The following is a 23,455-nucleotide window of genomic DNA, read 5'->3' as shown; positions in this document are numbered from 1 at the left end:
AAATATTGAGAGTAAACGCCTTTCTCAACGAGTTTACAAGCAATATTTGCCAACTTCGCCATCGGCTACACCTTCGCCTTCATGCAATCGCCCTGCCGCATGCATTGGCGATCGAGACACTTATCCCCGCTTATGCAATGCTTATCCAACGCTTATTTGCCGGCTTATGCACAAAGTTATCCACAAAGTGGACGGAAGCGGGGCTGAAGAGCAGTTACGCGGCCGGGCAGGCCGCGAACACACCGCAGCGTCATAGCCGATGCGGTTTCTCTACCAAACTGCCAAGTTATCCAGCGCTTATTCCTGGCTTGCGCACAAGCTTATCCCATGTGTATTGACAGGCTTTCCCACAGAGTTATCCACAGAAAAAATACGCGGAGGAGGGCGCCGCGGGATGCTGGCAACGGCGGCAGGAACAGGCAAGCCGGGCGGCTTGCCTGGGCAGCGCCGCTTGCTGCGGGATCGTAATCGAGCGATTACTTTTTGATCTTGACCGGACGCAGCCAGCCGTCGATCGTCACCTGGCGGGTGCGCGAGATCGTCAGCTTGCCCGCCGGCGCGTCCTTCGACAGCGTGGTGCCGGCGCCCAGCGTCGCGCCCTTGCCCACGGTGACAGGGGCGACCAGCTGGCTGTCGCTGCCGATGAAGGCGTCGTCCTCGATGACGGTGCGGAACTTGTTGGCGCCGTCGTAGTTGCAGGTAATGGTGCCGGCGCCGATGTTGACGCGCGAACCAACTGTGGCGTCGCCGATGTAAGCCAAGTGGTTGGCCTTGCTGTGAGCGTCGATCTGGCTGTTTTTGATTTCCACGAAATTGCCGATGTGAACGTCCTCGGCCAACACCGTGCCGGGGCGCAGGCGCGCGTACGGCCCGATCACCGAGGCGGCGCCAACGACGGCGTCCTCGATGTGGCAGAACGGCTTGATCTGGGCGCCGGCGGCGATGCTGGCGTTGACGATCACGTTGTGCGCGCCGACCGTGACGCCGTCGGCCAGTACGACGCGGCCCTCGAACACGCAGCCGACGTCGATGCTGACGTCGCGTCCGCAGATCAGCTCGCCGCGCACGTCAATGCGGGCCGGGTCCAGCAGCGTCACGCCCTGTTCCAGCAGCGCGCGGGCGATGTTGCCCTGGTGGATGCGTTCCAGCTGGGCCAGTTGCACCTTGCTGTTCACGCCCGCCACTTCCCACTCCGCCGCCGGCTGCGCCGACACCACCGCCACGCCGTCGGCCACGGCCTGGGCCACGATGTCGGTCAGGTAATACTCGCCCTGCGCGTTCTGGTTCGACAGGCCGGCCAGCCAGCGCTTCAGGTGCGCGGTCGGCGCGACCATGATGCCGCTGTTGATTTCGCCGATCGCCCGCTCGGCGTCGGTGGCGTCTTTCTCCTCGACGATGCGAACGATCGCGTCGTTTTCGCGGACGATGCGGCCCAGGCCGAACGGGTCGGCCTGCACCACGGTCAGGATCGCCAGCTTGTCGGCGCCGGCCGCGTCGACCAGGCGTTGCAGCGAGGCGGCGCTGGTCAGCGGCACGTCGCCGTACAGGATCAGTGTGGCGGCGTTGTCGTCCAGCGCGGGCAGCGCCTGCATGACGGCGTGGCCGGTGCCAAGTTGCTGCTCTTGCAAGGCGGCGCCGATGGGCGTGGCCTGGCCCTCGTTTTGCTTTTCAAGCAAGTTCAGCACGGCTGCGCCGCCATGTCCGTAAATAACGCATAATCGGGAAGGCGCCAGGCTGCGCGCCGTGTCGATCACGTGCGACAGCAGTGGCTTGCCAGCCAGGGGATGTAATACTTTGGGCAGCGCCGATTGCATACGCTTTCCCATGCCGGCGGCGAGGATGACAACATTCATAGGCGTGGAATTAATTAAGTTAAGAATATGAAAAATTTTAACACGCCCTTCCGCGGCGGCAGGCTGCAACAGTGCCTGCTGGTTTTGCTACTCGTGTTGTTGGCCGGCTGCAGCTCGCTGCGGCTCAGCTACAACAACGGCGACACCCTCCTTTACTGGTGGCTCAACGCCTACGTCGACCTCGAATCCGACCAAAAGGGCTGGGTCCAGAAGGACATCGACAAGATGTTCCACTGGCATCGGCAGACCCAACTGAAGGATTACGTCCAGGTATTGACGAACGCCCAGCGCCAATTGCAGAGCAATCCGACCCAGGCCGATTTGCTGGCCACTTACGCCGACATCAAGACCCGCGCCCAGGCAGTGATCGTCAAGGCCGAACCCGACCTGGCCGACTTGGCGCGCTCGCTGCGCCCCGAGCAAATCGCCCAAATGGAAAAGAAGTTTGCCAAGAACAACGAGGACTACCGCAAGAAGTATCTGCGCGGCGACGCCGCGAAGCGGCAGAAGTTCCGCTATCAAAAGTCGATGGAGCAGTTCGAGCTGTGGTTCGGCAGCTTCAGCCGGGAACAGGAGGAGTTGATACGCCAGGCCTCCGACGCGCGCCCGCTCAACAACGAACTGTGGTTCGAGGAGCGTTTGCGGCGCCAGCGCAGCATTATCGGCTTGGCGCAAAAGGTGCAGCGCGAAAAATTGGGCAAGGAAGCGACGGTGGCGCTGATCCACAAGTTGATCGTGGAAAGCTTCGAGCGCATGGAGCATTCCGAGCAGAAAGCGTTTTTCGACGCCTACAACGAAGGCACGGCGCGGCTGGTGCTGACGGTGATCAAGACAGCGACGCCAACCCAGAAAGCCCACGCCGTCAAGCGCATGCAGGGCTGGATCGACGACTTCAACTCACTGGCGGCGGAAGCGCGCTGAACGCTGCAAGCCGCCGGCTGGCGTCGTTTGCCAGTGGCGGCGCTTGTCGGGTTACGCTCCGCTAACCCGATCTGCGGTCGCCGCCGCTTGTGCTGGCGCCGCCGGCGGCGCCGTCCCGGCCGCCCACGCCCGGGCCGGCCACCCCCATATGCTATAGTGGCCGACACTGAATCACTCCCGCCGCCCCATGCAAAAGCCAAAAAAACCCGCCAAAGTCCCGGTCCACCGGCCGCCACACTCGAACCAGGTCCGCATCATCGGCGGCACCTGGAAACGCTCGGTGCTGCCGGTGCTGGACGCGCTGGGCCTGCGGCCGACCCCGGACCGGGTGCGCGAGACGGTGTTCAACTGGATTAACCACCTGCGCGACGGCAACTGGGCCGGCGCCCAGTGCCTCGACCTGTTCGCCGGCAGCGGCGCGCTCGGCTTCGAGGCGGCCAGCCGCGGCGCCCAGTCGGTGACGATGGTCGACGCCCACAGCCCGGTGATCCGCCAGCTCGACGACATCAAAACCAAGCTGCGCGCCGACCAGGTGCAACTGCTGCGCGGCGACGCCTTGCTGACGGCCCAAAGCATGGCCGCGCGCGGCCAGCGCTTCGACCTGATCTTCCTCGACCCGCCATACCAGCAGGATTTCCTGGCGCGCACGCTGCCACTGTGCGCCGCGCTGCTCAAGGACGGCGGCCTGGTCTACGCCGAGTCCGGCCTGCCGCTGAGCTTCGACGATCCGGCCGGGCCGGCGCGACCGGACTGGATGGCCTGCTGGAATGTCATCCGCGCCGATAAAGCCGGCACCGTCTTCTATCATTTGCTAACTTACAACAAACCGGCGCCAACCGGCGAAAACGCCGCGGAATAGCCAGGTGGCGGCCCCGGTATCAAGGGGCCGCCTGTTTTTCAGGCATAATGCGCGTTCTATATAGGTGCATCTCTAGGGAGCCGCAATGGTTGTAGCCGTATATCCGGGAACGTTCGATCCGCTCACCCGCGGCCATGAAGATTTGGTGCGCCGCGCATCCGGTCTGTTCGACAAGCTGATCGTCGGCGTCGCCGACAGCAAGAACAAGAGCCCCTTCTTCTCGCTCGACGAGCGCCTGCGGATCGCCAACGAAGTGCTGGGCCACTACCCGAACGTGCAGGTGGAAAGTTTTTCCGGCCTGCTGAAGGACTTCGTGCGCAAGCACGACGCCCGCGTCATCGTGCGCGGCCTGCGCGCCGTATCCGACTTCGAGTACGAGTTTCAAATGGCCGGCATGAACCGCTATCTGCTGCCGGACGTTGAAACCATGTTCCTGACCCCGTCCGACCAATACCAGTTCATCTCGGGCACCATCGTGCGCGAGATCGCGGTGCTGGGCGGCGACGTTTCCAAGTTTGTTTTCCCCTCGGTGGATCGCTGGCTGCAACAGAAAATTGCAGCAAACGCGGCGGCGTCCGAATAAGCGAGTAAAGCCATGGCACTACTGATCACCGACGACTGTATCAACTGCGACGTATGCGAGCCCGAGTGCCCGAACGAAGCGATTTACATGGGCGCCGAAATTTACGAAATCGACCCGGACAAATGCACCGAGTGCGTTGGCCATTTCAGCGAGCCGCAATGCCAGCAGGTGTGCCCGGTCAGCTGCATCCCGTTCAACCCGGCCTGGCGCGAAACCGAAACCGAGCTGCGCGCCAAGTACGAACGCCTGCAAGCCGGACAATAAAACCAGAGCAAGGGCGTCGTTGGAGTAATCAAAACCAGCGGCGTAACCCCGGGGTCGGACTTGACGGTCCGGCCCCGGCTCTGCGCCTGCGTTTTTTTCCCGCTTCCCCGGCATACAAAATGCCCCCTCCCGTCCCCGCGGCCCGCATCAAATAAGCGGCGACGGCGCACGCCAACTGTTTTACACTGCTTGCCGATACGCCGTGCAAACCCGATCCCCCGTGGAGACCTAATGATTGTCAGAAATAAAAACAGCGTCAAGCGCCTGCTGGCCGCCGCCTGCCTGGCCGCCGCGTTCAGCCAAGGCGCGCAGGCGTTCGAGGTCGGCGGCGTCAAGCTAGACGACACCGTCATCATTGCGAACAGGGAATTAAAGCTGAACGGCGCAGGCGTGCGCTACAAGGCGATCTTCAAGGTCTATGCGGCCGGCCTTTATCTGCCGGAAAAGAAAAACACCGTCGCCGAGATCCTCGCCCTGTCCGGCCCGCGCCGGGTGCAGCTGGTGATGATGCGCGATGTCAGCTCGGACGAGCTTGGGCAGGCCTTCATGAAGGGGCTGAACAACAACTCCGACAAGGTCGATAAAAGCAAAATCCTGACCCAGACCATGCAGTTCGGACAAATGTTCGCTTTGCTGCCGGGCCTGAAAAAGGGCGATGTGCTGGCGCTGGACTGGATTCCCAGCATCGGCACGCAATGCCAGTTGAACGGCAGGAAGATCGGGGAAGTGATGCTGGACCAGGCGTTTTATAACGCGGTGTTGAAGATCTGGATCGGCGAGAAGCCGGTGGACTTCTTGCTCAAGCCCGAATTGCTGGGCGCGCCGCGCTGAGACGCGCAGCGGCGGCGCTGCCAGGCTTAGGCGCGCGACGCCAGCGCGCGCAGTTCGGCGGCGTGGCTGGGGGCCGAACCGTCCATCGCGTTGAGCATGCGGTTGAGCATCATCGCGTCGCGCATCTGGCGCGCGGCCAGGCGTTGCTCCTTGCTCATCTTGGGTTTCACCACCAGCAGCAGCGCGCGCGCCACGCCCAGCAGCAGCGGTTTGAACAACGCCAGCAAGGCGGCCGCGGCAACCGCGCTCAAGACGATGTGCAGTGCGCTCAACAGCGAAATATCCAGTACGGCGGCGAGGGCGGTTGGGACGGCGGAGAGGACGGTAGACATGATGTTCCAGTGCATTATAGAAATTGATGAGTTACTATAGTGCAGTGCAACATATACAGCCAATTTCATTTTCTGATACCAATTATATGTATCATGAATGTGGAGCGCCATATTTCCATCGCTGGCAGCGCGCCATGAATATCTCATTACCAATTAACTCATATTTTTAAGAAAACAATTAGGCCACCATGAGCTTTCTGACGCTGGATTTGAACTTGTTGCGCGTCTTCGACGCCGTCATGACAGAACAAAACCTGACGCGCGCCGCTGGCCACCTGGCGATGACGCAACCGGCCGTATCGAACGCCATCAAACGCCTGCGCGAAAGCCTGGGCGACGAATTGCTGATCCGCACCGCCTACGGCGTCAAGCCGACGCCGCGGGCCGAAGCGCTGTGGCCGGCGGTGCGCTCGGCGCTGGCCAGCCTGGAGGCGGCGGTGACGCCGGAAACCTTCGACGTCTCGAAAACCCATGCCACGTTCCGCATGGCGATGGCCGACGCCACCGCGGCGTTCTGGCTGCCGTCGTTGATGCGCTCGATCGAGAGCGAGGCGCCGGGCGTCAACGTGCGCATGGTGCCGTTGACCACGCGCGAGCCGCGGCCGATGCTGCTGCGCGGCGACATTGACCTGGCGGTCGGCTTCTTCCCGGGCGTGGCGGCGCAGCTGTCGAGCGAAACCGGCTCGCCGATCCGCCACGAGCGGCTGTACTCCGGCCACTACGTCTGCGTGATGCGGCGCCAGCACCCGCTGGCCAAGGTCGAACTGACTTTGGACAACTACTGCACGGCCAACCACCTGCTGGTGAGCTTTTCGGGGCGCGCGCACGGCCTGGTCGACGAGGCGCTGGCGCAAATCCACCGCGAGCGGCGCATCCTGCTGACCGTCAACCAATTCTTTACCGCCGGCAGGGTGGTGGCGAACTCCGACCTGCTGACGGTGCTGCCGCGCCACCTGATCGCCTCGACCGGCATGACCGAGGCGCTGATCTACAAGGAACTGCCGTTCCCGCTGCCGGCGGTCCACCTCGACATGCTGTGGCATGAGCGCGACGCCCGCAGCCCGGCGCACAAATGGCTGCGCAGCCACCTCGAAGGCATGAACACCGTGACCTTGCGCAGCGCCACGGCGTCCGGCGGCGGCATCGCCGCCAAAAACGACATCGACTGAACCCGACGACTCCGGGCGATCCACGTGCCGCCAAGTTAAGTGTCGACCACGTAGTCGCCCGTCAGTGGCTGTGAAAATTTCTTGTTTTAGGTGGGAAAATCCCGGCGGCGCGCCGCCTTACTTAATAGGCAGCTTGGTGGTGTTCTTGACTTCTTCCATCACCGCGTAGGTGTGGGTTTCGCGCACCCCCTTCTGCAGCAGCGTTTTGCCCAGGAATTCGCGGTAGGCGGCCATGTCCTTCACGCGCGCCTTGACTAAATAGTCGAAACCGCCGGCAACCATGTGGCATTCCAGCACTTCCGGGATGATTTGTACGCTATGCTTGAAGGCGTCGAACACTTCCGGCGTGGTGCGGTCCAGCACCACTTCGATGAACACCAGCAGGGACACGTCCAGCAACTGCGGGTTGAGCTGGGCGGTGTAACCCATGATGTAGCCCGACTCGTGCAACTTGCGTACGCGCTCCAGGCAAGCGGCCGGCGACAGGTTCACCCGAGCCGCCAATTCGACGTTGCTGATACGGCCGTCGCTCTGCAATTCCATCAGTATTTTCTTACTAATCTTGTCCAACATAAGCCACAGTCCCCAAATAAATATTATTTGGTTTTATTGTCGCATTAAAAACAATCTATGGCTAGTACTGTGTATTACCAGAATTAATCCATGAGAATTCGCCTTACAATCGCATCATCTTCCGGTCAGCCAAATTCGCCTCCAGTCCGCCGTCGACCAGCGTGTTTTGCTGCGTGTTTCATAGTGATTATTTTCTAAAAGAGCCTTCCATGCATCCTTCCACCACCCCGGCATCGTCCGCCCCCCCGTTCGCCGCGCTCCAGGCCGAAATCCTGCGCGACCCGACCCCCTTGCGCGCCGCCATCACCGCCGCCTACCGGCGCGACGAGGTCGACGCGGTCCAGTGGCTGCTCGGCCAACTGCAACAGGAAGGCGCCGGCGCCAACCAGGAAGCCCAGATGCTGGCCCACAAGCTGGTCGCCGCCGTGCGCGAAAAACGCACCCGCTCGTCCGGCGTGGACGCGCTGATGCACGAATTCTCGCTGTCCTCCGAAGAGGGCGTGGCGCTGATGTGCCTGGCCGAAGCCCTGTTGCGCATTCCCGACAGCGCCACCGCCGACCGCCTGATCGCCGACAAGATCAGCAAGGGCGACTGGCGCAAACATCTGGGCGAATCGCCTTCGCTGTTCGTCAACGCCGCCACCTGGGGCTTGCTGATCACCGGCAAGCTGGTTAGCACCAGCAGCGAAAACCGCCTCAGCTCGGCCCTGTCGAAACTCATCACCAAGGGCGGCGAACCGCTGATCCGCAAAGGCGTCGACATGGCCATGCGCATGCTCGGCAACCAGTTCGTCACCGGCCAGACCATCGAAGAAGCCATCAAAAACAGCCGCGACAACGAATCGCGCGGCTACCGCTATTCCTATGACATGCTGGGCGAGGCCGCCCTCACCGAAGCGGACGCGGCCAATTACTACGCCTCGTATGAAAGCGCGATCCACGCCATCGGTCGCGCCTCGAACGGCCGCGGCATCAAACAAGGCCCCGGCATTTCCGTCAAACTGTCGGCCTTGCACGCGCGCTACAGCCGAGCCCAGCGCGCACGCGTACTGGAAGAACTGCTGCCGCGCGTCAAAACGCTGGTCTTGCTGGCCAAAAAATACAACATCGGCCTGAACATCGACGCCGAAGAAGCCGACCGCCTCGAATTGTCGCTAGACCTGATGGAGGCGATGGCCTTCGACCCCGAGCTGGCCGGTTTCGAGGGCATCGGCTTCGTCGTGCAAGCGTATCAAAAGCGCTGCCCGTTCGCCATCGATTTCCTGATCGACCTGGCCAAGCGCAGCGGCCGCAAGTTCATGGTGCGCCTGGTCAAGGGCGCGTATTGGGACGCCGAAATCAAGCGCGCCCAGGTCGACGGCATGATCGACTATCCAGTCTACACCCGCAAAGTGTACACCGACGTGTCGTATTTGGTTTGCGCCAAGAAACTGCTGGGCGCCAACGGCCTACTGTATCCGCAGTTTGCCACCCACAACGCGCAAACGCTGGCCGTCATCTACACCTGGGCGAAACAGGACGGCGTCACCGACTACGAGTTCCAGTGCCTGCACGGCATGGGCGAAACGCTGTACGACCAAGTCGTCGGCGCCGCCAATCTGGACAAGCCTTGCCGCATCTACGCCCCGGTCGGCTCGCATGAAACGCTGCTGGCCTACCTGGTGCGGCGCCTGCTGGAAAACGGCGCCAACTCCTCGTTCGTCAACCAGATCGTCGACGAAAAGATCGCCATCGAGTCGCTTATCACCGACCCGTTCGCCGCCGCGCGCGCGCAGGGCGGCGTGCCGCATCCCGGCATCGTGCTGCCGATCGACATGTTCGGCGGCGAGCGCAAGAACTCGGCCGGCCTCGACCTGGCCAATGAAGACGTGCTGCGCGAGGTCTCCGCCGCGCTGGCCGCGCCGCGCAACTGGAACGCCGCTCCGCTGATCGACGCGCCATTGAGCATCGGCACCGACGTGGCGGCGCAAAGCCTGCGCAACCCGGCCCGCCACGACGACGTTGTCGGCAGCGTGGTCGAAGCCAACGCCGCCGACGTCGACGCCGCGCTGGCCAGCGCCAGCGCTTTCGCCATGGATTGGCAAACCACCGAGCCGGCGCTGCGCGCCGCCGCGCTGAACCGCGCCGCCGACCTGTTTGAAACGCACCGCCTGGAATTGATGGCGCTGGCGATCCGCGAAGCCGGCAAATCGCTGCCGAACGCCATCGCCGAAGTGCGCGAAGCAGTCGACTTCCTGCGCTACTACGCGGCGCAAGTGCACGACGTGCCGAACACGCTGGCGCTGGGTCCGGTCACTTGCATCAGCCCGTGGAATTTCCCGCTGGCGATTTTCACCGGCCAGATCGGCGCCGCCCTGGCCGCCGGGAACGTGGTGCTGGCCAAACCGGCCGAGCAGACCCCGCTGATCGCCCACCGCGCCGTCGAACTACTGCACCAGGCCGGCGTGCCGCGCGGCGCGCTGCAATTCCTGCCCGGCCGCGGCGAAGTGGTCGGCGCCGGCCTGTGCGCCGACGCCCGCGTCAAAGGCGTGATCTTCACCGGCTCGACCGAAGTGGCGCAGTTGATCAACCGCACCCTGGCGAAGCGCTCGGTCGCCGAAAACTGCGACATTCCGCTGATCGCCGAAACCGGCGGCCAAAACGCGCTAATCGTCGATTCGTCGGCCCTGCCGGAGCAAGTGGTGCAAGACGCCATCTCGTCCGCCTTCGACAGCGCCGGCCAACGCTGCTCGGCCCTGCGCGTGCTGTTCCTGCAGGAGGAAATCGCCGACAAGACCGTCAAAATGCTCAAAGGCGCGATGCGCGAACTGCGCGTTGGCAACCCGGACCGCCTGGCCACCGATATCGGCCCGGTCATCGACACCGAAGCGCAGCGCAACCTGCTGGCCCATATCAACAAAATGAAGGCCACCGCCATCGACCATTTTTCGCTCGATCTGCCGGCGGTGAACGGCACCTTCGTCGCGCCAACCGTGCTGGAAATCAAGTCGCTGTCGGAACTGACGCATGAAGTGTTCGGCCCGGTACTGCACGTGATCCGCTACAAGCGCGCGGCAATGCCGCAATTGATTGAAGAAATCAACAACAGCGGTTTCGGACTGACGCTGGGCATCCATTCGCGCATCGACGAAACCATCGACTTCATCTCCAGCCGCGCGCATGTCGGCAACATCTACGTCAACCGCAACATCGTCGGCGCCGTCGTTGGCGTGCAGCCGTTCGGCGGCGAAGGCAAATCGGGCACCGGGCCAAAAGCCGGCGGTCCGCTTTACTTGAAACGTCTGCAACGCGGCACGCCGGCCCCCGCCCAGCACCAGCGCCAGGCAACGCCGGCGCTGGACGCCTTGACGGTATGGGCCACAAGCCACGGCCATCAACAAGTCGCGGACTTGGCCAACGAATACGCGCGCACCACCTTGCATGGCAGCACCACGGTCTTGCCAGGCCCAACCGGCGAGCGCAACACGCTCAGCTTCGTCGAGCGCGGACAAGTGGTGTGCATGGCGGAAACGCTCGGCGTGCTGCTGAACCAGTTGGCAGCGGCGCTGGCAACCGGCAACAAGGCGCTGATATTGTCGTCGTCGCCTTCGCTGGTGCCGGTCGACTTGCCGGCGGCGGTCAAGGATCGCATCCAGTGGGTAGGCTCGATAGCAACCTGCGGCGATCATTTCCAGATCGTAATGGTCGAGCCTGCCCTGGCAAACGAGGTCAAACCCATGTTGGCGGGCCGCTCAGGGGCCCTGGTGGGCACGATCGAGACCACCCAGGAGGGGGCCATCCCATTGTGGCGCCTGGTCGCTGAACGGGCGCTGTGCGTGAATACGACGGCAGCCGGCGGTAACGCCAGCCTGATGACGTTGGGCGCATAAGCTTTTTCACGGTAAAAAAAACCAGAGGCCTAAAGCCTCTGGTTTTTTTACGTCCGTCCCACCAGCCGCTCGCACAGCCGTTTTACGACGTGAAACGCATAACGCGACGCGACTGTCCGCACGAACCGCATAAAGTCGACTGCGGCGTCTTCGTTGGCGTTGTCCGACACCGTCCGTATCACCGCGTACGGAATGCCAAGCTCAAAACACACCTGCGCCACTGCGGCGCCTTCCATTTCCACCGCCAACAAGTCGGGCAAAGCCTCCTTGAGCTGGCCCAACTGCGCGCGGCTGTGGATAAACTGGTCGCCGCTGCCGATCAAGCCACGGTGCAAGCGCGGTTCGTCGAGACCGAATTCCTTCGCCTCAACCTCATTGAAGACGCTTTTCAGCTCGTCCGACAGGAAATCCTGCGCTGAGAACGCCAAGTGGTCGCTCAACGCCAGATCCGACGGAAAACGCGAGAGGCCAGTCAACGGCACCTCAAAGCGCGGAAACAGGGGACGGGCGTCCATATCGTGCTGAACTAGTGATTCTGCGACAACTATATCCCCAACTTTGACGAAAATATCCCCGCTTCCGGCGACTCCCGTGAAAACAATGTGGGTAACTTCGAACTTTTCCACAAGGATAGCGGCAGTCATGGCCGCCGCAGCCTTGCCAATACGCGACAGAACGCACACAGCGTCGATTCCCCACAAGTTACCCTGGGTGTAGTCACGCATGGCGTGCGTGAGCTTGTGGGGGCCTTTCATGGCTTCTACCAGCCCTTCTTGCTCTTCTGCAAGGGCGCTGATGACTCCTAAACGTAATTTTTTGTTCGAATTCATGGTTCTGATCTCTGTTTTTGCGGTTTTCTGGCTGCTTTAAAGGAAATATCCACTGAACTGCGCTGTGTAGCTGTTTTATATAAGTTTTGTATATATAAAAATAGTAGTGATAGTAAACGACCATATTTTTGTGGATAAGTAGGTTTACGCCATAAGAATCATCAACTTACAGTCCACAAAACGGCTTGCATAAGCATTGTATCCAGACAGGACTAATTTGGGATAAAAATGCGCCTGTGGACAAAGGGTGAGTTTTCCCACAACTCATCCTGTGGATATGCAGGAACTTATCCACAGACAGCTTGAAGAAAGCGGGTTTTCAATGCAAAACCAGCAATTTTCCAACGTTCCCGACCTTCTTTAGCACCCCGGTCGGCCAGCGTACGGACAGCAGGCGGACCACAGGCATCGGACCGGTGTTTTCAGCGTTTGGACGCCGGGGTTCCTGAAGACGGTTTTTCAATATATTTTTCAAGCACGTTTTTGCTTTTTTTTTTTTGAGCCATTCGCAGGCTTCGCCTTTTAGTTGTTTACAAAGGGTTTATATAAAAATAGTAGTAGTAGTAAACGCGGATATTTCTGTGGATAAGTCACTATTTTCCTTAAAAATCATCGGTTTAGCTCAAAAATAAAGCCTGCATAATCGCTGTATCTCTTCAGGAGCAATTCTGTATAAAATATCGGCCCTTGGATAAGTTCGGGCTTACCCACAAGCAGTCCTGTGGATATCCATTGACTTATCCACAGCCCCTGTCGAAAAGGGTCTTTTTGACACGTTTTTAGGCTCCCAAAGGCAGTAAACGAAATTTTTTTTCTTCAAGGCAAGCTGTAGGAGCCGCAAGGGGGTTTTTCCAGCCCCTCAACGCCCCCGGCGATTGAAAATTCGCTGAGAGATTGCTCCCAAAACGGCGAACAAGCCCTCTAGAACGCCGCTGAAAGGAAAATTTGAGATGCCGGCTGGCATACCCCGTTGGAAAAACGGCCGACAGAGCTGAGCCATGGCAGCGTTCGTCGTTGGAGCTTGCGAGCAGCGTGTCGAGGAGGTCGCCTTGGTTTTTGCGATCTAGCAGTCCATGTCCTGTGTTTGCAGCAAGATTGGAGGTTGTGCTTGTGAAGGGGTTGGGTGGTCTTTTTTTTCGAGCCGTTGCTTGTTTACTTTAAAAAGGTTTGAATATAAGAATAGTAGTAGTTGTTAACGTAGTCACTTTTCTGTGGATAAGTGTGTATTTTGGATTAAAATCAAGTGCTTGAAGCGTTTACAACTGCTGTGTATACCTTGTATGTCCGATGAACTCTTTCTGGACAAAAAAAAAGGAAGAAATTTTTTTTTCCTTACCCACAAACCGTGCCTGTGGATATCCATAGACTTGTCCACAAGGCGGGCGCCTCAAAAATAGCTGCTTTAACGCTTTTTCCTTACCAATCTGGTAACCTTGCAGTTCGTGATTTGGGAGATTGAAGATGAAATTCCACGAGCTTTTTGACTATCCGATCATCCAGGGACCGATGGCGGGCGGCGCCTCCGTCCCCGCTCTGGTTGTTGCCGCCTCGAACGCCGGCGCTCTCGGTTCGTTGGCGGCGTCTTTGCTGACGCCCGAAACCATGTTGGCCCAGGTCGAGCAAATACGGGCGCTTACCACGCGTCCATTCGCGGTGAATTTGTTCGTCCAGAAGACCCCCCAACCAACTCCCGACGAGGTGGAGCAGGGCGTTCAATTGCTGAAACCCGTTTGGTCGACGCTGGGTTGGCAGGAATTGCCCGCGCCGGCCAAGTGGTGTGAGGATTTCGAAGCACAATTCGACGCCTTGATCGTGGCCGCGCCTGCCGTTGCCAGCTTTACTTTTGATATTCTGAGTGTCGCGCATGTGCAACGCCTGCACGCCGCCGGCGTTTTTGTGATCGGCACCGTCACGACTGCGACCGAAGGTCTGGCCTGGCAAGCGGCGGGCGCCGACGCCGTGGTCGCTTCCGGTGTCCAGTCCGGCGGACATCGTGGAACCTTTCTGGTTCCCCAGACAGACGCCACCCTGGGCACTGCCGAGTTGCTGGCAGAGCTGGTCGGGGTGCTTGAGATTCCCATTATTTCAGCGGGCGGCATCATGAACGGCGTCGATATTGCCCGATTGCTGGCGCTGGGCGCCTCCGCCGTGCAAATGGGCACGGCCTTCTTGGTCAGCGACGAATCCGGCATCCATCCCGAATACAAGAAACGCTTGCTTAGCGCCGACAATCATCCGACCAGGTTGACGCGCGCGTTTTCAGGACGCTACGCGCGAGGACTGGAGAACCGTTTTATGCAGATGATGGAATCGGTCGAAACTCTGGTGCCTGCATATCCGGTGCAAAACGCCCTCACCGGCAGTATCCGCGCGGCCGCCGCCAAGGCTGGCGACACTGAACTAATGTCGCTCTGGGCTGGTACTGGTGTTAATCTTGCTCGCGGCATGCCCGCGGCACAGTTGGTTCAGACTCTGGTGGCGGAAATGAAGGCGGCACAGTAAAAACCGCGTTTGACCGCTCTATCGTGTACGTTGAAGGAGCAGTCATTGGAATCAGCAGGACAGTACGACTATATTATTGTTGGCGGCGGCACCGCTGGTTGCGTTCTGGCGAACCGCCTGACACGCGATAAGAACGCGACGGTCTTGCTGATCGAAGCCGGCGGCAAGGACGATTATGTCTGGATCCATATTCCGGTCGGTTATCTGCACTGCATCGGCAATCCGCGCACCGACTGGCTGTATAAAACCGAACCGGACGCCGGTTTGGGCGGTCGCAGCCTGATTTACCCGCGCGGCAAGGTACTTGGCGGCAGCTCCTCGATCAACGGCATGATTTACATGCGCGGCCAATCCGGCGATTACGATCGCTGGGCCGATGCGACCGGTGATGCGTCCTGGCGCTGGAACCAGGTGCTGCCGCTGTTTAGACAAAGCGAGGATTATTACGGCGGCGCGTCGGCCAGCCACGGCGCCGGCGGCGAATGGCGCGTCGAAAAGCAACGCCTGTCCTGGGAAATACTGGATGCCTTCCGCGACGCCGCCAGCCAGGTCGGCATTCCTAACAGCGCCGACTTCAACGGCGGCGATAACAGCGGCTGCGGCTATTTCGACGTCAATCAAAAGCGCGGCATCCGCTGGAACACCTCGAAAGCCTTTTTGAAGCCGGCGTCCAGCCGTCCGAACCTGACGATTATGACCGGCAGCCATGTCGAGCGGCTGATTATTGAGCAGGGCGAGGGCGGCCCGGTCTGCCGCGGCGTGGCGTTCACCGGCGGCGGCACCGCCTGGACCGCCGCGGCCAGGCGCGAAGTCTTGTTGACCGCCGGCGCGATCGGCTCGCCGCAAATTTTGCAGTTGTCCGGCATCGGCCCGGCCGCGCTGCTGCGGCAGCACGGTATCACGCCCGTGGTCGACGCGCCCGGCGTCGGCGAAAACTTGCAAGACCATTTGCAGCTGCGCATGGTCTTCAAAGTGCGCGACGCGAAAACACTGAATACGATGGCCGCCAATTGGTACGGCAAGATGAAAATAGGCCTGGAATATGCGATGTTCCAGAGCGGCCCGATGTCGATGGCGCCGTCGCAATTGGGCGCGTTCGCCAAATCTAATCCCGGCATTGCCACGCCGGACCTGCAATATCACGTGCAGCCGCTGTCGCTGGAAAAGTTCGGCCAGCCGCTGCACAGTTTCCCCGCGTTTACCGCCAGCGTGTGCAATTTGCGCCCGAGCGCGCGCGGGCATGTGCGTATCGCCAGCGGCGATTCCTACGCGGCGCCGAAAATAAGCCCGAATTATTTGAGTACGGCGGAGGACCGCAAAACCGCGGCGGCGGCGCTGGCGTTGACGCGCACTATCGTCGCGGCGCCGGCGCTGAGCCGTTTCGCGCCCGAGGAGTTTAAGCCCGGTCCGCAGTACCGCAGCGAGGAGGAGTTGGCCGAAGCGGCCGGTCTCATCGGCACCACGATTTTCCATCCGGTCGGCACCTGCAAAATGGGCCGCTCCGGCGATGCGTTGGCGGTGGTCGACAGCGCGCTGCGCGTGGTCGGGGTGGCGGGTTTGCGGGTGGTCGACGCCTCCATTATGCCGTTTATCACCTCCGGAAACACCAACTCGCCGAGCGTGATGATCGCCGAAAAGGCCGCGCAAATGATTGAGGCAAGCTGGAAATAGGGGCTTTCTCTGTCGAAATTTCGACAAAGCTTGACGCTTGTCTGATAGTCGGCGATCAATACTTTATGGTAGTTATACTGTATTGTTTGTAAAATTTAAACTGTGTATTATCTAAAAAAATGATGTAGAACGAAAAAGAACAATGAGGAGACACGATGTCAAACGTCATCTTGGAAACAAGGAATTTGACTAAGGAATTCAAGGGTTTCACGGCCGTTAACGACGTGAACTTGAAGGTTGAGCGTGGTCATATCCACGCGCTGATCGGTCCCAACGGGGCCGGCAAAACCACTTGCTTCAATTTGCTGACCAAATTCTTGGTCCCCACCTCCGGCACCATCCTCTTCAACGGCAACGACATCACGGCGGCCAAGCCGGCGCAGATCGCGCGCATGGGGGTGATCCGCTCGTTTCAGATTTCTGCCGTGTTTCCGCACCTGTCGGTGCTGCAAAACGTGCGCATAGGACTGCAGCGCCAGCTCGGCACCTCCTTCCATTTCTGGCAGAGCGAACGTTCCCTGTCGAAACTGAACGAACGGGCGATGGCCTTGCTGGCCGAAGTCGATTTGACCGAATTCGCCGACACCATTACCGTCGACATGCCCTACGGCCGCAAACGCGCGCTGGAAATCGCCACCACGCTGGCAATGGAGCCGGAAATGATGTTGCTCGACGAGCCGACCCAGGGCATGGGCCACGAAGACGTGCACCGGGTCACGGAACTGATCAAGAAGGTCTCGAAGGGCCGCACCATCTTAATGGTGGAACACAATATGAGCGTGGTCTCTGGCATCTGCGACAAGATTTCTGTGTTGCAGCGCGGCGCCATGCTGGCCGAGGGCAGTTACGCCGAGGTATCGCGCAATCCGCAGGTGATGGAAGCCTATATGGGCACCACCAGCGCCGAGCTGGAAGGAGCCCATTGATGACGACGGCATTGAAAATAAGCAACCTGCACACCTGGTACGGCGAATCGCACATTTTGCACGACGTTAATTTGACGGTGCAGCAGGGTGAAGTCGTTACTTTGCTGGGCCGCAACGGCGCCGGCCGCACCACCACCTTGCGCGCGATCATGGGCCTGACCGGCGCGCGCAAAGGGTCGATCCAAGTCAACGGCGTCGAGGCAATTGGTTTGGCGACCCACAAAATCGCCCACCTCGGGGTCGGCTACTGTCCCGAAGAGCGCGGCATTTTCTCGTCGCTGTCGACAGAGGAAAACCTGATGCTGCCGCCGGCGCTCGACACCGGCCACGAAGGCATGTCGATCGCCGAAATCTATTCGATGTTCCCGAACCTGGAGGAACGCAAGCACAGCCAGGGCACCCGCCTGTCGGGCGGCGAACAGCAAATGCTGGCGGTGGCGCGGATTCTGCGCACCGGCGCGCGCCTGCTGTTGCTCGATGAAATTTCCGAGGGCTTGGCCCCGGTCATCGTGCAGGGCCTGGCGCGGATGATCACCATGCTCAAGGCCAAGGGCTACACGATCGTCATGGTCGAGCAAAATTTCCGCTTCGCGGCGCCGCTGGCGGACCGGTTTTATGTGATGGAGCATGGTCAGATTGTCGAAACTTTTGCTGCGTCGCAATTGGAAGCGAAGATGCCCGTCCTGACCGAGCTTCTGGGCGTATAACGCCCGCGTTGAACGCTTGTAGTAAGGCCACACAGTAAGGCCGCACAGTAAGGCCACACAGCCACACCCTAACAAATCAAATAAACGGAGACAATATGAAACGTAACGCAATCGCCATCGCCGCCACCGCCCTCTGCGCCATGGGTTTTTCAGTGGCCGCACAAGCCCAGGTATCGGGCGACACCATCAAAATTGGCTTCATCACCGACATGTCCGGCGTCTATTCGGACGTCGACGGGCAGGGCGGCGCGGAAGCGATCAAAATGGCGATTGCCGACGCCGGCGTGGTGCTGGCCGGTAAAAAAGTCGAGTTCATTTCCGCCGATCACCAGAACAAGGCCGACATCGCCGCCTCGAAGGCGCGCGAATGGTTCGACCAGCAGGGCGTCGACCTGCTGATCGGCGGCACCAACTCCGGCGCCAACCTGGCGATGGCGAAAGTGGCGGCGGAAAAGAAAAAGGTCTTCGTCTCGATCGGCGCCGGTTCCTCGCGCCTGACCAACGAGGAATGCACCCCGTACACCGTGCATTACGCCTACGACACCGTGGCGCTGGCGCGCGGCACCGGCGGCACCATCGTCAAGCAGGGCGGCAAGAACTGGTATTTCCTGACCGCCGACTATGCCTTCGGCGCCTCGCTGGAGAAGGACACCGCCGAGGTCGTGAAAACGGCCGGCGGCAAGGTGTTGGGCAGCGTCAAGCACCCGCTGTCGGCGTCGGACTTCTCGTCCTTCCTGTTGCAAGCGCAGGCGTCGAAGGCGCAGATCCTCGGCCTGGCCAACGCCGGCGGCGACGCGATCAACAGTATTAAGGCGGCCAATGAATTCGGCGTCACGAAAACCATGAAGCTGGCCGGCCTGTTGATGTTCATCAACGACATCCATTCGCTGGGTCTGCCGATGACGCAGGGCATGTACCTGACCGACGGCTGGTACTGGGATTTGAATCCGGAAACCCGCGCCTGGTCGAAGCGCTACTTCGACAAGATGAAGAAAGAGCCGTCGATGCTGCAGGCGGCCGACTACTCGGCCGCGGCGACCTACCTGAAGGCGGTCAAGGCGCTGGGCACCGACGATTCCGACAAGGTCATGGCGCACCTGAAATCGACCAAGATCAACGACATGTTCACCAAGGGCGGCGAAATTCGCCCGGACGGGCGCATGGTCCACGACATGTATCTGATGGAAGTGAAAAAGCCGTCGGAATCGAAATATCCATGGGACTACTACAAAGTGGTGGCGACGGTACCGGGCGCCCAGGCCTACGTGACCAAGGCGGAAACCAAGTGCGCGCTCTGGAAATAAGTTAGCGGCACCGCCGGTCCGGCGCCTTTGCGCGCCAGGCCGGCAAAGTCGGCCCGCCGCTGCGGCCGGCCGACGCACCACCTCGCGCGGGCGCCAGCGGCGCCGCGCCTTTTCCTCTGATCCCCCGCCGGCCGGTCCGGCGACTTTTATACTGCGATGCCATGGAAATTTTCGGCGTTCCTTTACAAGCGATGATGAGCCAGCTGCTGCTGGGCCTCGTCAACGGCTCGTTCTACGCGATGTTGTCGCTCGGCCTGGCCGTCATTTTCGGCCTGCTCAACGTGATTAACTTTTCCCACGGCGCCATGTACATGATCGGCGCCTTCCTGGCCTGGATGGGTTTAACGTATTTCAACATCAACTACTGGGTGATGCTGGTGGCCGCGCCGTTGATGGTGGGCGCGCTGGGCATCGTCATTGAAAAAACCATGCTGCGCTGGCTCTACAAGCTGGACCACTTGTACGGTTTGTTGCTGACTTTCGGCATCACCTTGATCGCCGAGGGCGTGTTCCGCTCCTTCTATGGCGTCTCCGGGCAACCGTTCCAAGTGCCGGAACTGCTGTCCGGCGCAACCGACCTGGGCTTCATGATCCTGCCCAACTACCGCGCCTGGGTGGTGCTGGCCTCGCTGGCGATCTGCCTGGCGACCTGGTACGTGATTGAAAAAACCAAGCTCGGCTCCTACCTGCGCGCCGGCACCGAAAACCCGAAACTGGTCGAGGCCTTCGGCATCAACGTGCCGCTGATGGTCACCTTGACCTACGGCTTCGGCGTGGCGCTGGCCGGTTTCGCCGGCGTGCTGGCGGCGCCGATCATCCAGGTGTCGCCGCTGATGGGCTCGAACCTGATCATCGTCGTCTTCGCCGTGGTCGTCATCGGCGGCATGGGTTCCATCATGGGGTCGATCCTGACCGGCCTGGGGCTGGGCGTGATCGAAGGCCTGACCCGGGTGTTCTATCCGGAGGGCTCGGCCACGGTGGTGTTCGTCGTGATGGTCGTCGTGCTGCTGCTGCGCCCGGCCGGACTGTTCGGCAAAGAGAAGTAATCTACCAGCCACACTCAGTATTGGAGCAATCAAGATGAATAAAAACATCGGCTACGCCATCGCGCTGGCCCTGGCCCTGGCGGCGCCTTACTTCGGCTACCCGGTTTTCCTGATGAAGCTGCTGTGCTTCGCCCTGTTCGCCTGCGCCTTCAACCTGTTGATCGGTTTCACCGGCCTGCTCTCGTTCGGCCATGCCGCCTTCTTCGGCGGCGCCGGCTACGTCGCCGGCCACGCGCTCAAAGTGTTCGGCCTGCCGGTCGAGCTGAGCCTGTTGCTGGGCGTCGGCGCGGCGGCGCTGATCGGCCTGGTCATGGGCGGCTTGGCGATCCGCCGCCAGGGCATCTATTTCTCGATGATCACGCTGGCGCTGGCGCAGATGGTCTACTTCCTAGCGCTGCGCATGGGCTTCACCGGCGGCGAGGACGGCTTGCAGGGTGTGCCACGTGGAAAGCTGCTGGGCGTGATTGACCTGAGCAACGACACCACGCTGTACTTCGTTGTGTTGGCGATCGCCGTGGCCGGCTTCGCGCTGATCATGCGCACCGTGCATTCGCCGTTCGGCCAGGTCTTGAAGGCGATCAAGGAAAACGAGCCGCGCGCGATCTCGCTGGGCTACGACGTCGACAAGTACAAGCTGCTGGCCTTCGTGCTGTCGGCGGCGCTGGCCGGCTTGGCCGGCGCCACCAAGACCCTGGTGCTGGGCTTTGAAACCTTGACCGACGTGCACTGGACCATGTCCGGCCTGGTGATCCTGATGACCCTGGTCGGCGGCATGGGCACGCTGGCCGGTCCGATCCTCGGCGCGGTCATCATCATCGTGCTGGAAAACAAGCTGGGCGACCTCGGCACCTTCCTGGCGACCAGGACCGGCGTGGAATGGTTCAACACACTGGGCGAATCGGTGAGCATGATCACCGGCCTGATTTTCGTTGCCTGCGTGCTCTTGTTCCGGCGCGGCATAGTGGGCGAAATGATCGCCCGGTTCGCCCCGGGCGGCCACAAAAAAGCCGCCTGATTGGCAAAGCAACGCCGGACTCCAAGTCCGGCGTTTTTCATTGGAGCATCGTTTTTTGGAAGGATGACATGAAAAATATCAAGAGCGCATTTCACACCGGCAGCCTGGCCATCGCCGCGACCGCGCTGGTCGCCTGCGGCAGCAACCAGGACCCGGAAAGCCTGAACGTCCTGCCGGCCTATCTGGGGCCGATTACCAGCGCCAGTTATGACGGCGTGTCGAACGACCTGCTGACCGCCGGCTTGGGCAAGACCGGCCTGGGCGGTGTCACGCCCGACTATGCCGATCCGGCCAATCCCAGCGCCGTCGAGCTGCGCCGCAACGCCATCCACGCCAATTACCGGGCCGTGCTCGACATCAACGCCAACAGCGGCTACGGCACGCTGTACGGCCCCAACGTCGACGCCAGCGGCGCCGTCACGGCCGGCGAAGGCAAGGTTGCCGGCAGCGAATACCTGGCCTACGCCGACGACGGCAGCGGCAAGCTGAACGTGACGCTGATGGTGCAGGTGCCGGCCAGCTTCGACCCGGCCAACGCTTGCATCGTCACCGGCACTTCGAGCGGCTCGCGCGGCATTTACGGCGCCATCGGCAGCTCCGGCGAATGGGGCTTGAAAAAGGGTTGCGCGGTCGCCTATTCCGACAAGGGCAGCGGCACCGGCCTGTACACCTTCGACGACGACGCCGTCAATCTGCAAAGCGGCGTGCGCGCCACCCGCGCGGCGGCGGGAAAGAACGCGCTGTTCGCCCCGGTGCTGAGCGACGCCGAGCGGCTCGCCTTCGCCCTCGCGTATCCGAACCGCGTGGCGATGAAGCACGCGCACTCGCAGCAGAACCCGGAGCAGGACTGGGGCAAGTCGACCTTGCAGGCAATTGAATTCGCCTACTATGTGCTCAACGAGAAGTACGGCGTGCTGGCCAGCGACGGCAAGCGCCACCTGCTGCGCCTGACGCCGAAAAATACCATCACCATCGCCTCGAGCATTTCAAACGGCGGCGGTTCGGCCTTGCGCGCCGCCGAGCAGGACACCCTTGGCTTGATCGGCGGCGTCGCCGTGACCGAGCCGCAAGTACAAGCGAAGGCCACGCCCGCCTACACGGTGCGGCAGGGCGGGGCGCCGGTGAGCGCGCAGGCCAAGCCGCTGCTCGATTATGCGAGCTACGCGGCGCTGTTCCAGCCCTGCATCGCCGGCAGCAGCGGGCGCTGCACCGCACTGGTCGGCAAAGGCTTGCTGACCGGCGCCGACCTGGCCACGCAACAAAGTAACGCGAAAGCCAAGTTGAAGGCCTACGGCTGGCTGAGCGACTCCGATCCCTTGCAGGCCGGGCACGCCGTCGCCAACGTCCTGGTCGCGGTCAGCTATGTCAATGCCTACGGCAAATTCTCGGTCACCGACAAGGTATGCGGTTTCAGCTTCGCGGCCACCGACTCCACCGGTAACCCGATCGCCTACACGCCGGTGCAAAAGGCCGGCAGCTACGCGCTGCAGAGCAGCGGCATTGGCAACGTCGTGTACGAAGATTCGGTGGGCGGCGCCAAGGCCTACGCGTTTGGTGTGTCGCAATCGACGGGTCTGGCAGACCAGTCGCTCGATGGCTTCCTGTGCCTGCGGGCGCTGGCGACCGGCGTCGACCCGATCAACGGCGGCGCGCTGGCGCCGGCCTTGGCGGCGCGAAGCCAGCGCGTGCGCGACGGCATCGCGCAAGTACAGGCGACCGGCAATTTGCGCGGCAAGCCGGCGATCATCGTGCATGGCCGCGCCGACACCCTGATCCCGGTGAACCACGCGTCGCGCGCCTACGTCGGCCTGAACGCCGCGGCGGAGGGCAGTGCCAGCAAGCTGCGCTACATCGAGGTGAGCAACGCCAACCACTTCGACTCCTTCACCAACGCCTTGCCGACGGTCATCGTGCCCTTGCACGTCTACCTGAACCGCGCGCTCGACGCCATGTACGCCAACTTGAAAACGGCGCAGGCCCTGCCGCCTTCGCAAGTGGTGCGCACTGTCACGCGGGCCGACGCGACAACGCCGATCACCGTCGCCAACGTGCCGCCGATCGCCGCGGCGCCGGCGGCGGCCAACGTTATCTCGGTGAGCGGCACGGTAGTCGACGTGCCGAACTGATCTGACTTGTTCGAGGCTGCTGCGTTAAAATCATCAAAACCAAGGGGGCTAACCCCGGGGGCGGACCTTCAGGT

General features: G+C 61.2%; 20 protein-coding genes. 16 read left to right on the top strand and 4 right to left on the bottom strand.

Annotation, left to right across the window (positions count from 1 at the left end; all coding sequences use genetic code 11):
- Window positions 1-338, top strand: a 338-nt coding sequence (locus ACFDR9_RS12910) for a hypothetical protein (protein ID WP_409031240.1), incomplete at its 5' end; no start/stop codon positions are given.
- A 138-nt stretch (window positions 339-476) separates the two neighbouring features.
- Here ACFDR9_RS12910 and glmU read toward each other — a convergent pair.
- Entirely contained in the window at window positions 477-1,853 is a 1,377-nt protein-coding gene (gene glmU / locus ACFDR9_RS12905; RefSeq protein WP_409031239.1) for a bifunctional UDP-N-acetylglucosamine diphosphorylase/glucosamine-1-phosphate N-acetyltransferase GlmU, read from the bottom strand.
- Between the two features lie 27 nt (window positions 1,854-1,880).
- Here glmU and ACFDR9_RS12900 point away from each other — a divergent pair, with 27 nt between their 5' ends.
- From ACFDR9_RS12900 to ACFDR9_RS12880, 5 genes are all read left to right on the top strand, one after another.
- Window positions 1,881-2,774, top strand: a complete 894-nt coding sequence (locus ACFDR9_RS12900; RefSeq protein WP_409031238.1) for a DUF6279 family lipoprotein — start codon at window positions 1,881-1,883, stop codon at window positions 2,772-2,774.
- A 187-nt stretch (window positions 2,775-2,961) separates the two neighbouring features.
- On the top strand, window positions 2,962-3,633 hold the full coding sequence (rsmD, locus tag ACFDR9_RS12895) for a 16S rRNA (guanine(966)-N(2))-methyltransferase RsmD (protein ID WP_017878192.1): 672 nt from the start codon (window positions 2,962-2,964) through the stop codon (window positions 3,631-3,633).
- An 85-nt stretch (window positions 3,634-3,718) separates the two neighbouring features.
- Window positions 3,719-4,216, top strand: a complete 498-nt coding sequence (coaD, locus tag ACFDR9_RS12890; protein WP_026133215.1) for a pantetheine-phosphate adenylyltransferase — start codon at window positions 3,719-3,721, stop codon at window positions 4,214-4,216.
- 12 nt (window positions 4,217-4,228) lie between these two features.
- Window positions 4,229-4,480, top strand: a complete 252-nt coding sequence (locus ACFDR9_RS12885) for a YfhL family 4Fe-4S dicluster ferredoxin (RefSeq protein ID WP_026133214.1) — start codon at window positions 4,229-4,231, stop codon at window positions 4,478-4,480.
- A gap of 231 nt (window positions 4,481-4,711) precedes the next feature.
- Window positions 4,712-5,311: a chalcone isomerase family protein gene (locus ACFDR9_RS12880; protein WP_409031237.1), complete on the top strand. Its 600-nt coding sequence runs from the start codon at window positions 4,712-4,714 to the stop codon at window positions 5,309-5,311.
- A gap of 26 nt (window positions 5,312-5,337) precedes the next feature.
- Here the strand turns inward: ACFDR9_RS12880 and ACFDR9_RS12875 are convergent, their stop codons facing one another.
- Window positions 5,338-5,643: a hypothetical protein gene (locus ACFDR9_RS12875; RefSeq protein WP_026133213.1), complete on the bottom strand. Its 306-nt coding sequence runs from the start codon at window positions 5,641-5,643 to the stop codon at window positions 5,338-5,340.
- 188 nt (window positions 5,644-5,831) lie between these two features.
- Between ACFDR9_RS12875 and ACFDR9_RS12870 the strand changes: the two genes are divergently transcribed.
- Complete coding sequence (locus tag ACFDR9_RS12870) at window positions 5,832-6,812, top strand: LysR family transcriptional regulator (protein WP_017878187.1); 981 nt, start codon at window positions 5,832-5,834, stop codon at window positions 6,810-6,812.
- Between the two features lie 117 nt (window positions 6,813-6,929).
- Here ACFDR9_RS12870 and ACFDR9_RS12865 read toward each other — a convergent pair whose 3' ends face one another.
- On the bottom strand, window positions 6,930-7,385 hold the full coding sequence (locus ACFDR9_RS12865; protein WP_010393827.1) for an Lrp/AsnC ligand binding domain-containing protein: 456 nt from the start codon (window positions 7,383-7,385) through the stop codon (window positions 6,930-6,932).
- A 209-nt stretch (window positions 7,386-7,594) separates the two neighbouring features.
- Between ACFDR9_RS12865 and putA the strand changes: the two genes are divergently transcribed.
- Window positions 7,595-11,254 (top strand): trifunctional transcriptional regulator/proline dehydrogenase/L-glutamate gamma-semialdehyde dehydrogenase, encoded by a 3,660-nt coding sequence (gene putA, locus ACFDR9_RS12860; RefSeq protein ID WP_409031236.1) that lies wholly within the window; start codon window positions 7,595-7,597, stop codon window positions 11,252-11,254.
- 47 nt (window positions 11,255-11,301) lie between these two features.
- Here the strand turns inward: putA and ACFDR9_RS12855 are convergent, their stop codons facing one another.
- Entirely contained in the window at window positions 11,302-12,084 is a 783-nt protein-coding gene (locus ACFDR9_RS12855) for a 5'-methylthioadenosine/adenosylhomocysteine nucleosidase (RefSeq protein ID WP_409031235.1), read from the bottom strand.
- Window positions 12,085-13,545: 1,461 nt separating this feature from the next.
- Between ACFDR9_RS12855 and ACFDR9_RS12850 the strand changes: the two genes are divergently transcribed.
- The 8 genes from ACFDR9_RS12850 (at window position 13,546) to ACFDR9_RS12815 (ending at window position 23,381) form a co-directional block, all read left to right on the top strand.
- Window positions 13,546-14,586, top strand: coding sequence for an NAD(P)H-dependent flavin oxidoreductase (locus ACFDR9_RS12850; protein ID WP_409031234.1), 1,041 nt, complete (start codon window positions 13,546-13,548; stop codon window positions 14,584-14,586).
- Window positions 14,587-14,631: 45 nt separating this feature from the next.
- The gene (locus ACFDR9_RS12845) at window positions 14,632-16,257 is read left to right on the top strand and encodes a GMC family oxidoreductase (protein WP_409031233.1); all 1,626 of its coding nucleotides are present in this window, start codon (window positions 14,632-14,634) and stop codon (window positions 16,255-16,257) included.
- 155 nt (window positions 16,258-16,412) lie between these two features.
- On the top strand, window positions 16,413-17,183 hold the full coding sequence (locus ACFDR9_RS12840; RefSeq protein ID WP_026133210.1) for an ABC transporter ATP-binding protein: 771 nt from the start codon (window positions 16,413-16,415) through the stop codon (window positions 17,181-17,183).
- Window positions 17,183-17,890 carry an ABC transporter ATP-binding protein gene (locus tag ACFDR9_RS12835; protein ID WP_026133209.1) on the top strand — a complete coding sequence of 236 codons (708 nt, stop codon included), beginning with the start codon at window positions 17,183-17,185 and terminating at the stop codon, window positions 17,888-17,890. Before ACFDR9_RS12840 ends, ACFDR9_RS12835 begins: the two co-directional genes overlap by 1 nt.
- A gap of 95 nt (window positions 17,891-17,985) precedes the next feature.
- Window positions 17,986-19,194: an ABC transporter substrate-binding protein gene (locus ACFDR9_RS12830; protein WP_017878180.1), complete on the top strand. Its 1,209-nt coding sequence runs from the start codon at window positions 17,986-17,988 to the stop codon at window positions 19,192-19,194.
- Window positions 19,195-19,355: 161 nt separating this feature from the next.
- Entirely contained in the window at window positions 19,356-20,240 is an 885-nt protein-coding gene (locus tag ACFDR9_RS12825; RefSeq protein WP_017878179.1) for a branched-chain amino acid ABC transporter permease, read from the top strand.
- A gap of 34 nt (window positions 20,241-20,274) precedes the next feature.
- A complete protein-coding gene (locus ACFDR9_RS12820; protein WP_017878178.1) occupies window positions 20,275-21,255 on the top strand; it encodes a branched-chain amino acid ABC transporter permease in 981 nt (326 codons plus the stop codon).
- A 68-nt stretch (window positions 21,256-21,323) separates the two neighbouring features.
- Complete coding sequence (locus ACFDR9_RS12815) at window positions 21,324-23,381, top strand: 3-hydroxybutyrate oligomer hydrolase family protein (protein WP_409031232.1); 2,058 nt, start codon at window positions 21,324-21,326, stop codon at window positions 23,379-23,381.
- Window positions 23,382-23,455: the final 74 nt, after the last annotated feature.

Source organism: Janthinobacterium sp. CG_23.3 (assembly GCF_046115965.1).
GTDB lineage: Bacteria > Pseudomonadota > Gammaproteobacteria > Burkholderiales > Burkholderiaceae_D > Janthinobacterium.
The sequence above is the reverse complement of the archived record's forward strand: the minus strand, read 5'-3'. Positions and strand labels throughout refer to the sequence as shown.

Coding starts and splice junctions, on each gene's coding strand:
- ACFDR9_RS12900 (WP_409031238.1), top strand. CDS start 1,881: ATGAAAAATTTTAACACGCCCTTCCGCGGCGGCAGGCTGCAACAGTGC.
- ACFDR9_RS12875 (WP_026133213.1), bottom strand. CDS start 5,643: ATGTCTACCGTCCTCTCCGCCGTCCCAACCGCCCTCGCCGCCGTACTG.
- ACFDR9_RS12870 (WP_017878187.1), top strand. CDS start 5,832: ATGAGCTTTCTGACGCTGGATTTGAACTTGTTGCGCGTCTTCGACGCC.
- ACFDR9_RS12830 (WP_017878180.1), top strand. CDS start 17,986: ATGAAACGTAACGCAATCGCCATCGCCGCCACCGCCCTCTGCGCCATG.
- ACFDR9_RS12885 (WP_026133214.1), top strand. CDS start 4,229: ATGGCACTACTGATCACCGACGACTGTATCAACTGCGACGTATGCGAG.
- ACFDR9_RS12840 (WP_026133210.1), top strand. CDS start 16,413: ATGTCAAACGTCATCTTGGAAACAAGGAATTTGACTAAGGAATTCAAG.
- ACFDR9_RS12835 (WP_026133209.1), top strand. CDS start 17,183: ATGACGACGGCATTGAAAATAAGCAACCTGCACACCTGGTACGGCGAA.
- ACFDR9_RS12850 (WP_409031234.1), top strand. CDS start 13,546: ATGAAATTCCACGAGCTTTTTGACTATCCGATCATCCAGGGACCGATG.
- rsmD (WP_017878192.1), top strand. CDS start 2,962: ATGCAAAAGCCAAAAAAACCCGCCAAAGTCCCGGTCCACCGGCCGCCA.
- ACFDR9_RS12865 (WP_010393827.1), bottom strand. CDS start 7,385: ATGTTGGACAAGATTAGTAAGAAAATACTGATGGAATTGCAGAGCGAC.
- glmU (WP_409031239.1), bottom strand. CDS start 1,853: ATGAATGTTGTCATCCTCGCCGCCGGCATGGGAAAGCGTATGCAATCG.
- putA (WP_409031236.1), top strand. CDS start 7,595: ATGCATCCTTCCACCACCCCGGCATCGTCCGCCCCCCCGTTCGCCGCG.
- coaD (WP_026133215.1), top strand. CDS start 3,719: ATGGTTGTAGCCGTATATCCGGGAACGTTCGATCCGCTCACCCGCGGC.
- ACFDR9_RS12815 (WP_409031232.1), top strand. CDS start 21,324: ATGAAAAATATCAAGAGCGCATTTCACACCGGCAGCCTGGCCATCGCC.
- ACFDR9_RS12855 (WP_409031235.1), bottom strand. CDS start 12,084: ATGAATTCGAACAAAAAATTACGTTTAGGAGTCATCAGCGCCCTTGCA.
- ACFDR9_RS12880 (WP_409031237.1), top strand. CDS start 4,712: ATGATTGTCAGAAATAAAAACAGCGTCAAGCGCCTGCTGGCCGCCGCC.
- ACFDR9_RS12820 (WP_017878178.1), top strand. CDS start 20,275: ATGAATAAAAACATCGGCTACGCCATCGCGCTGGCCCTGGCCCTGGCG.
- ACFDR9_RS12825 (WP_017878179.1), top strand. CDS start 19,356: ATGGAAATTTTCGGCGTTCCTTTACAAGCGATGATGAGCCAGCTGCTG.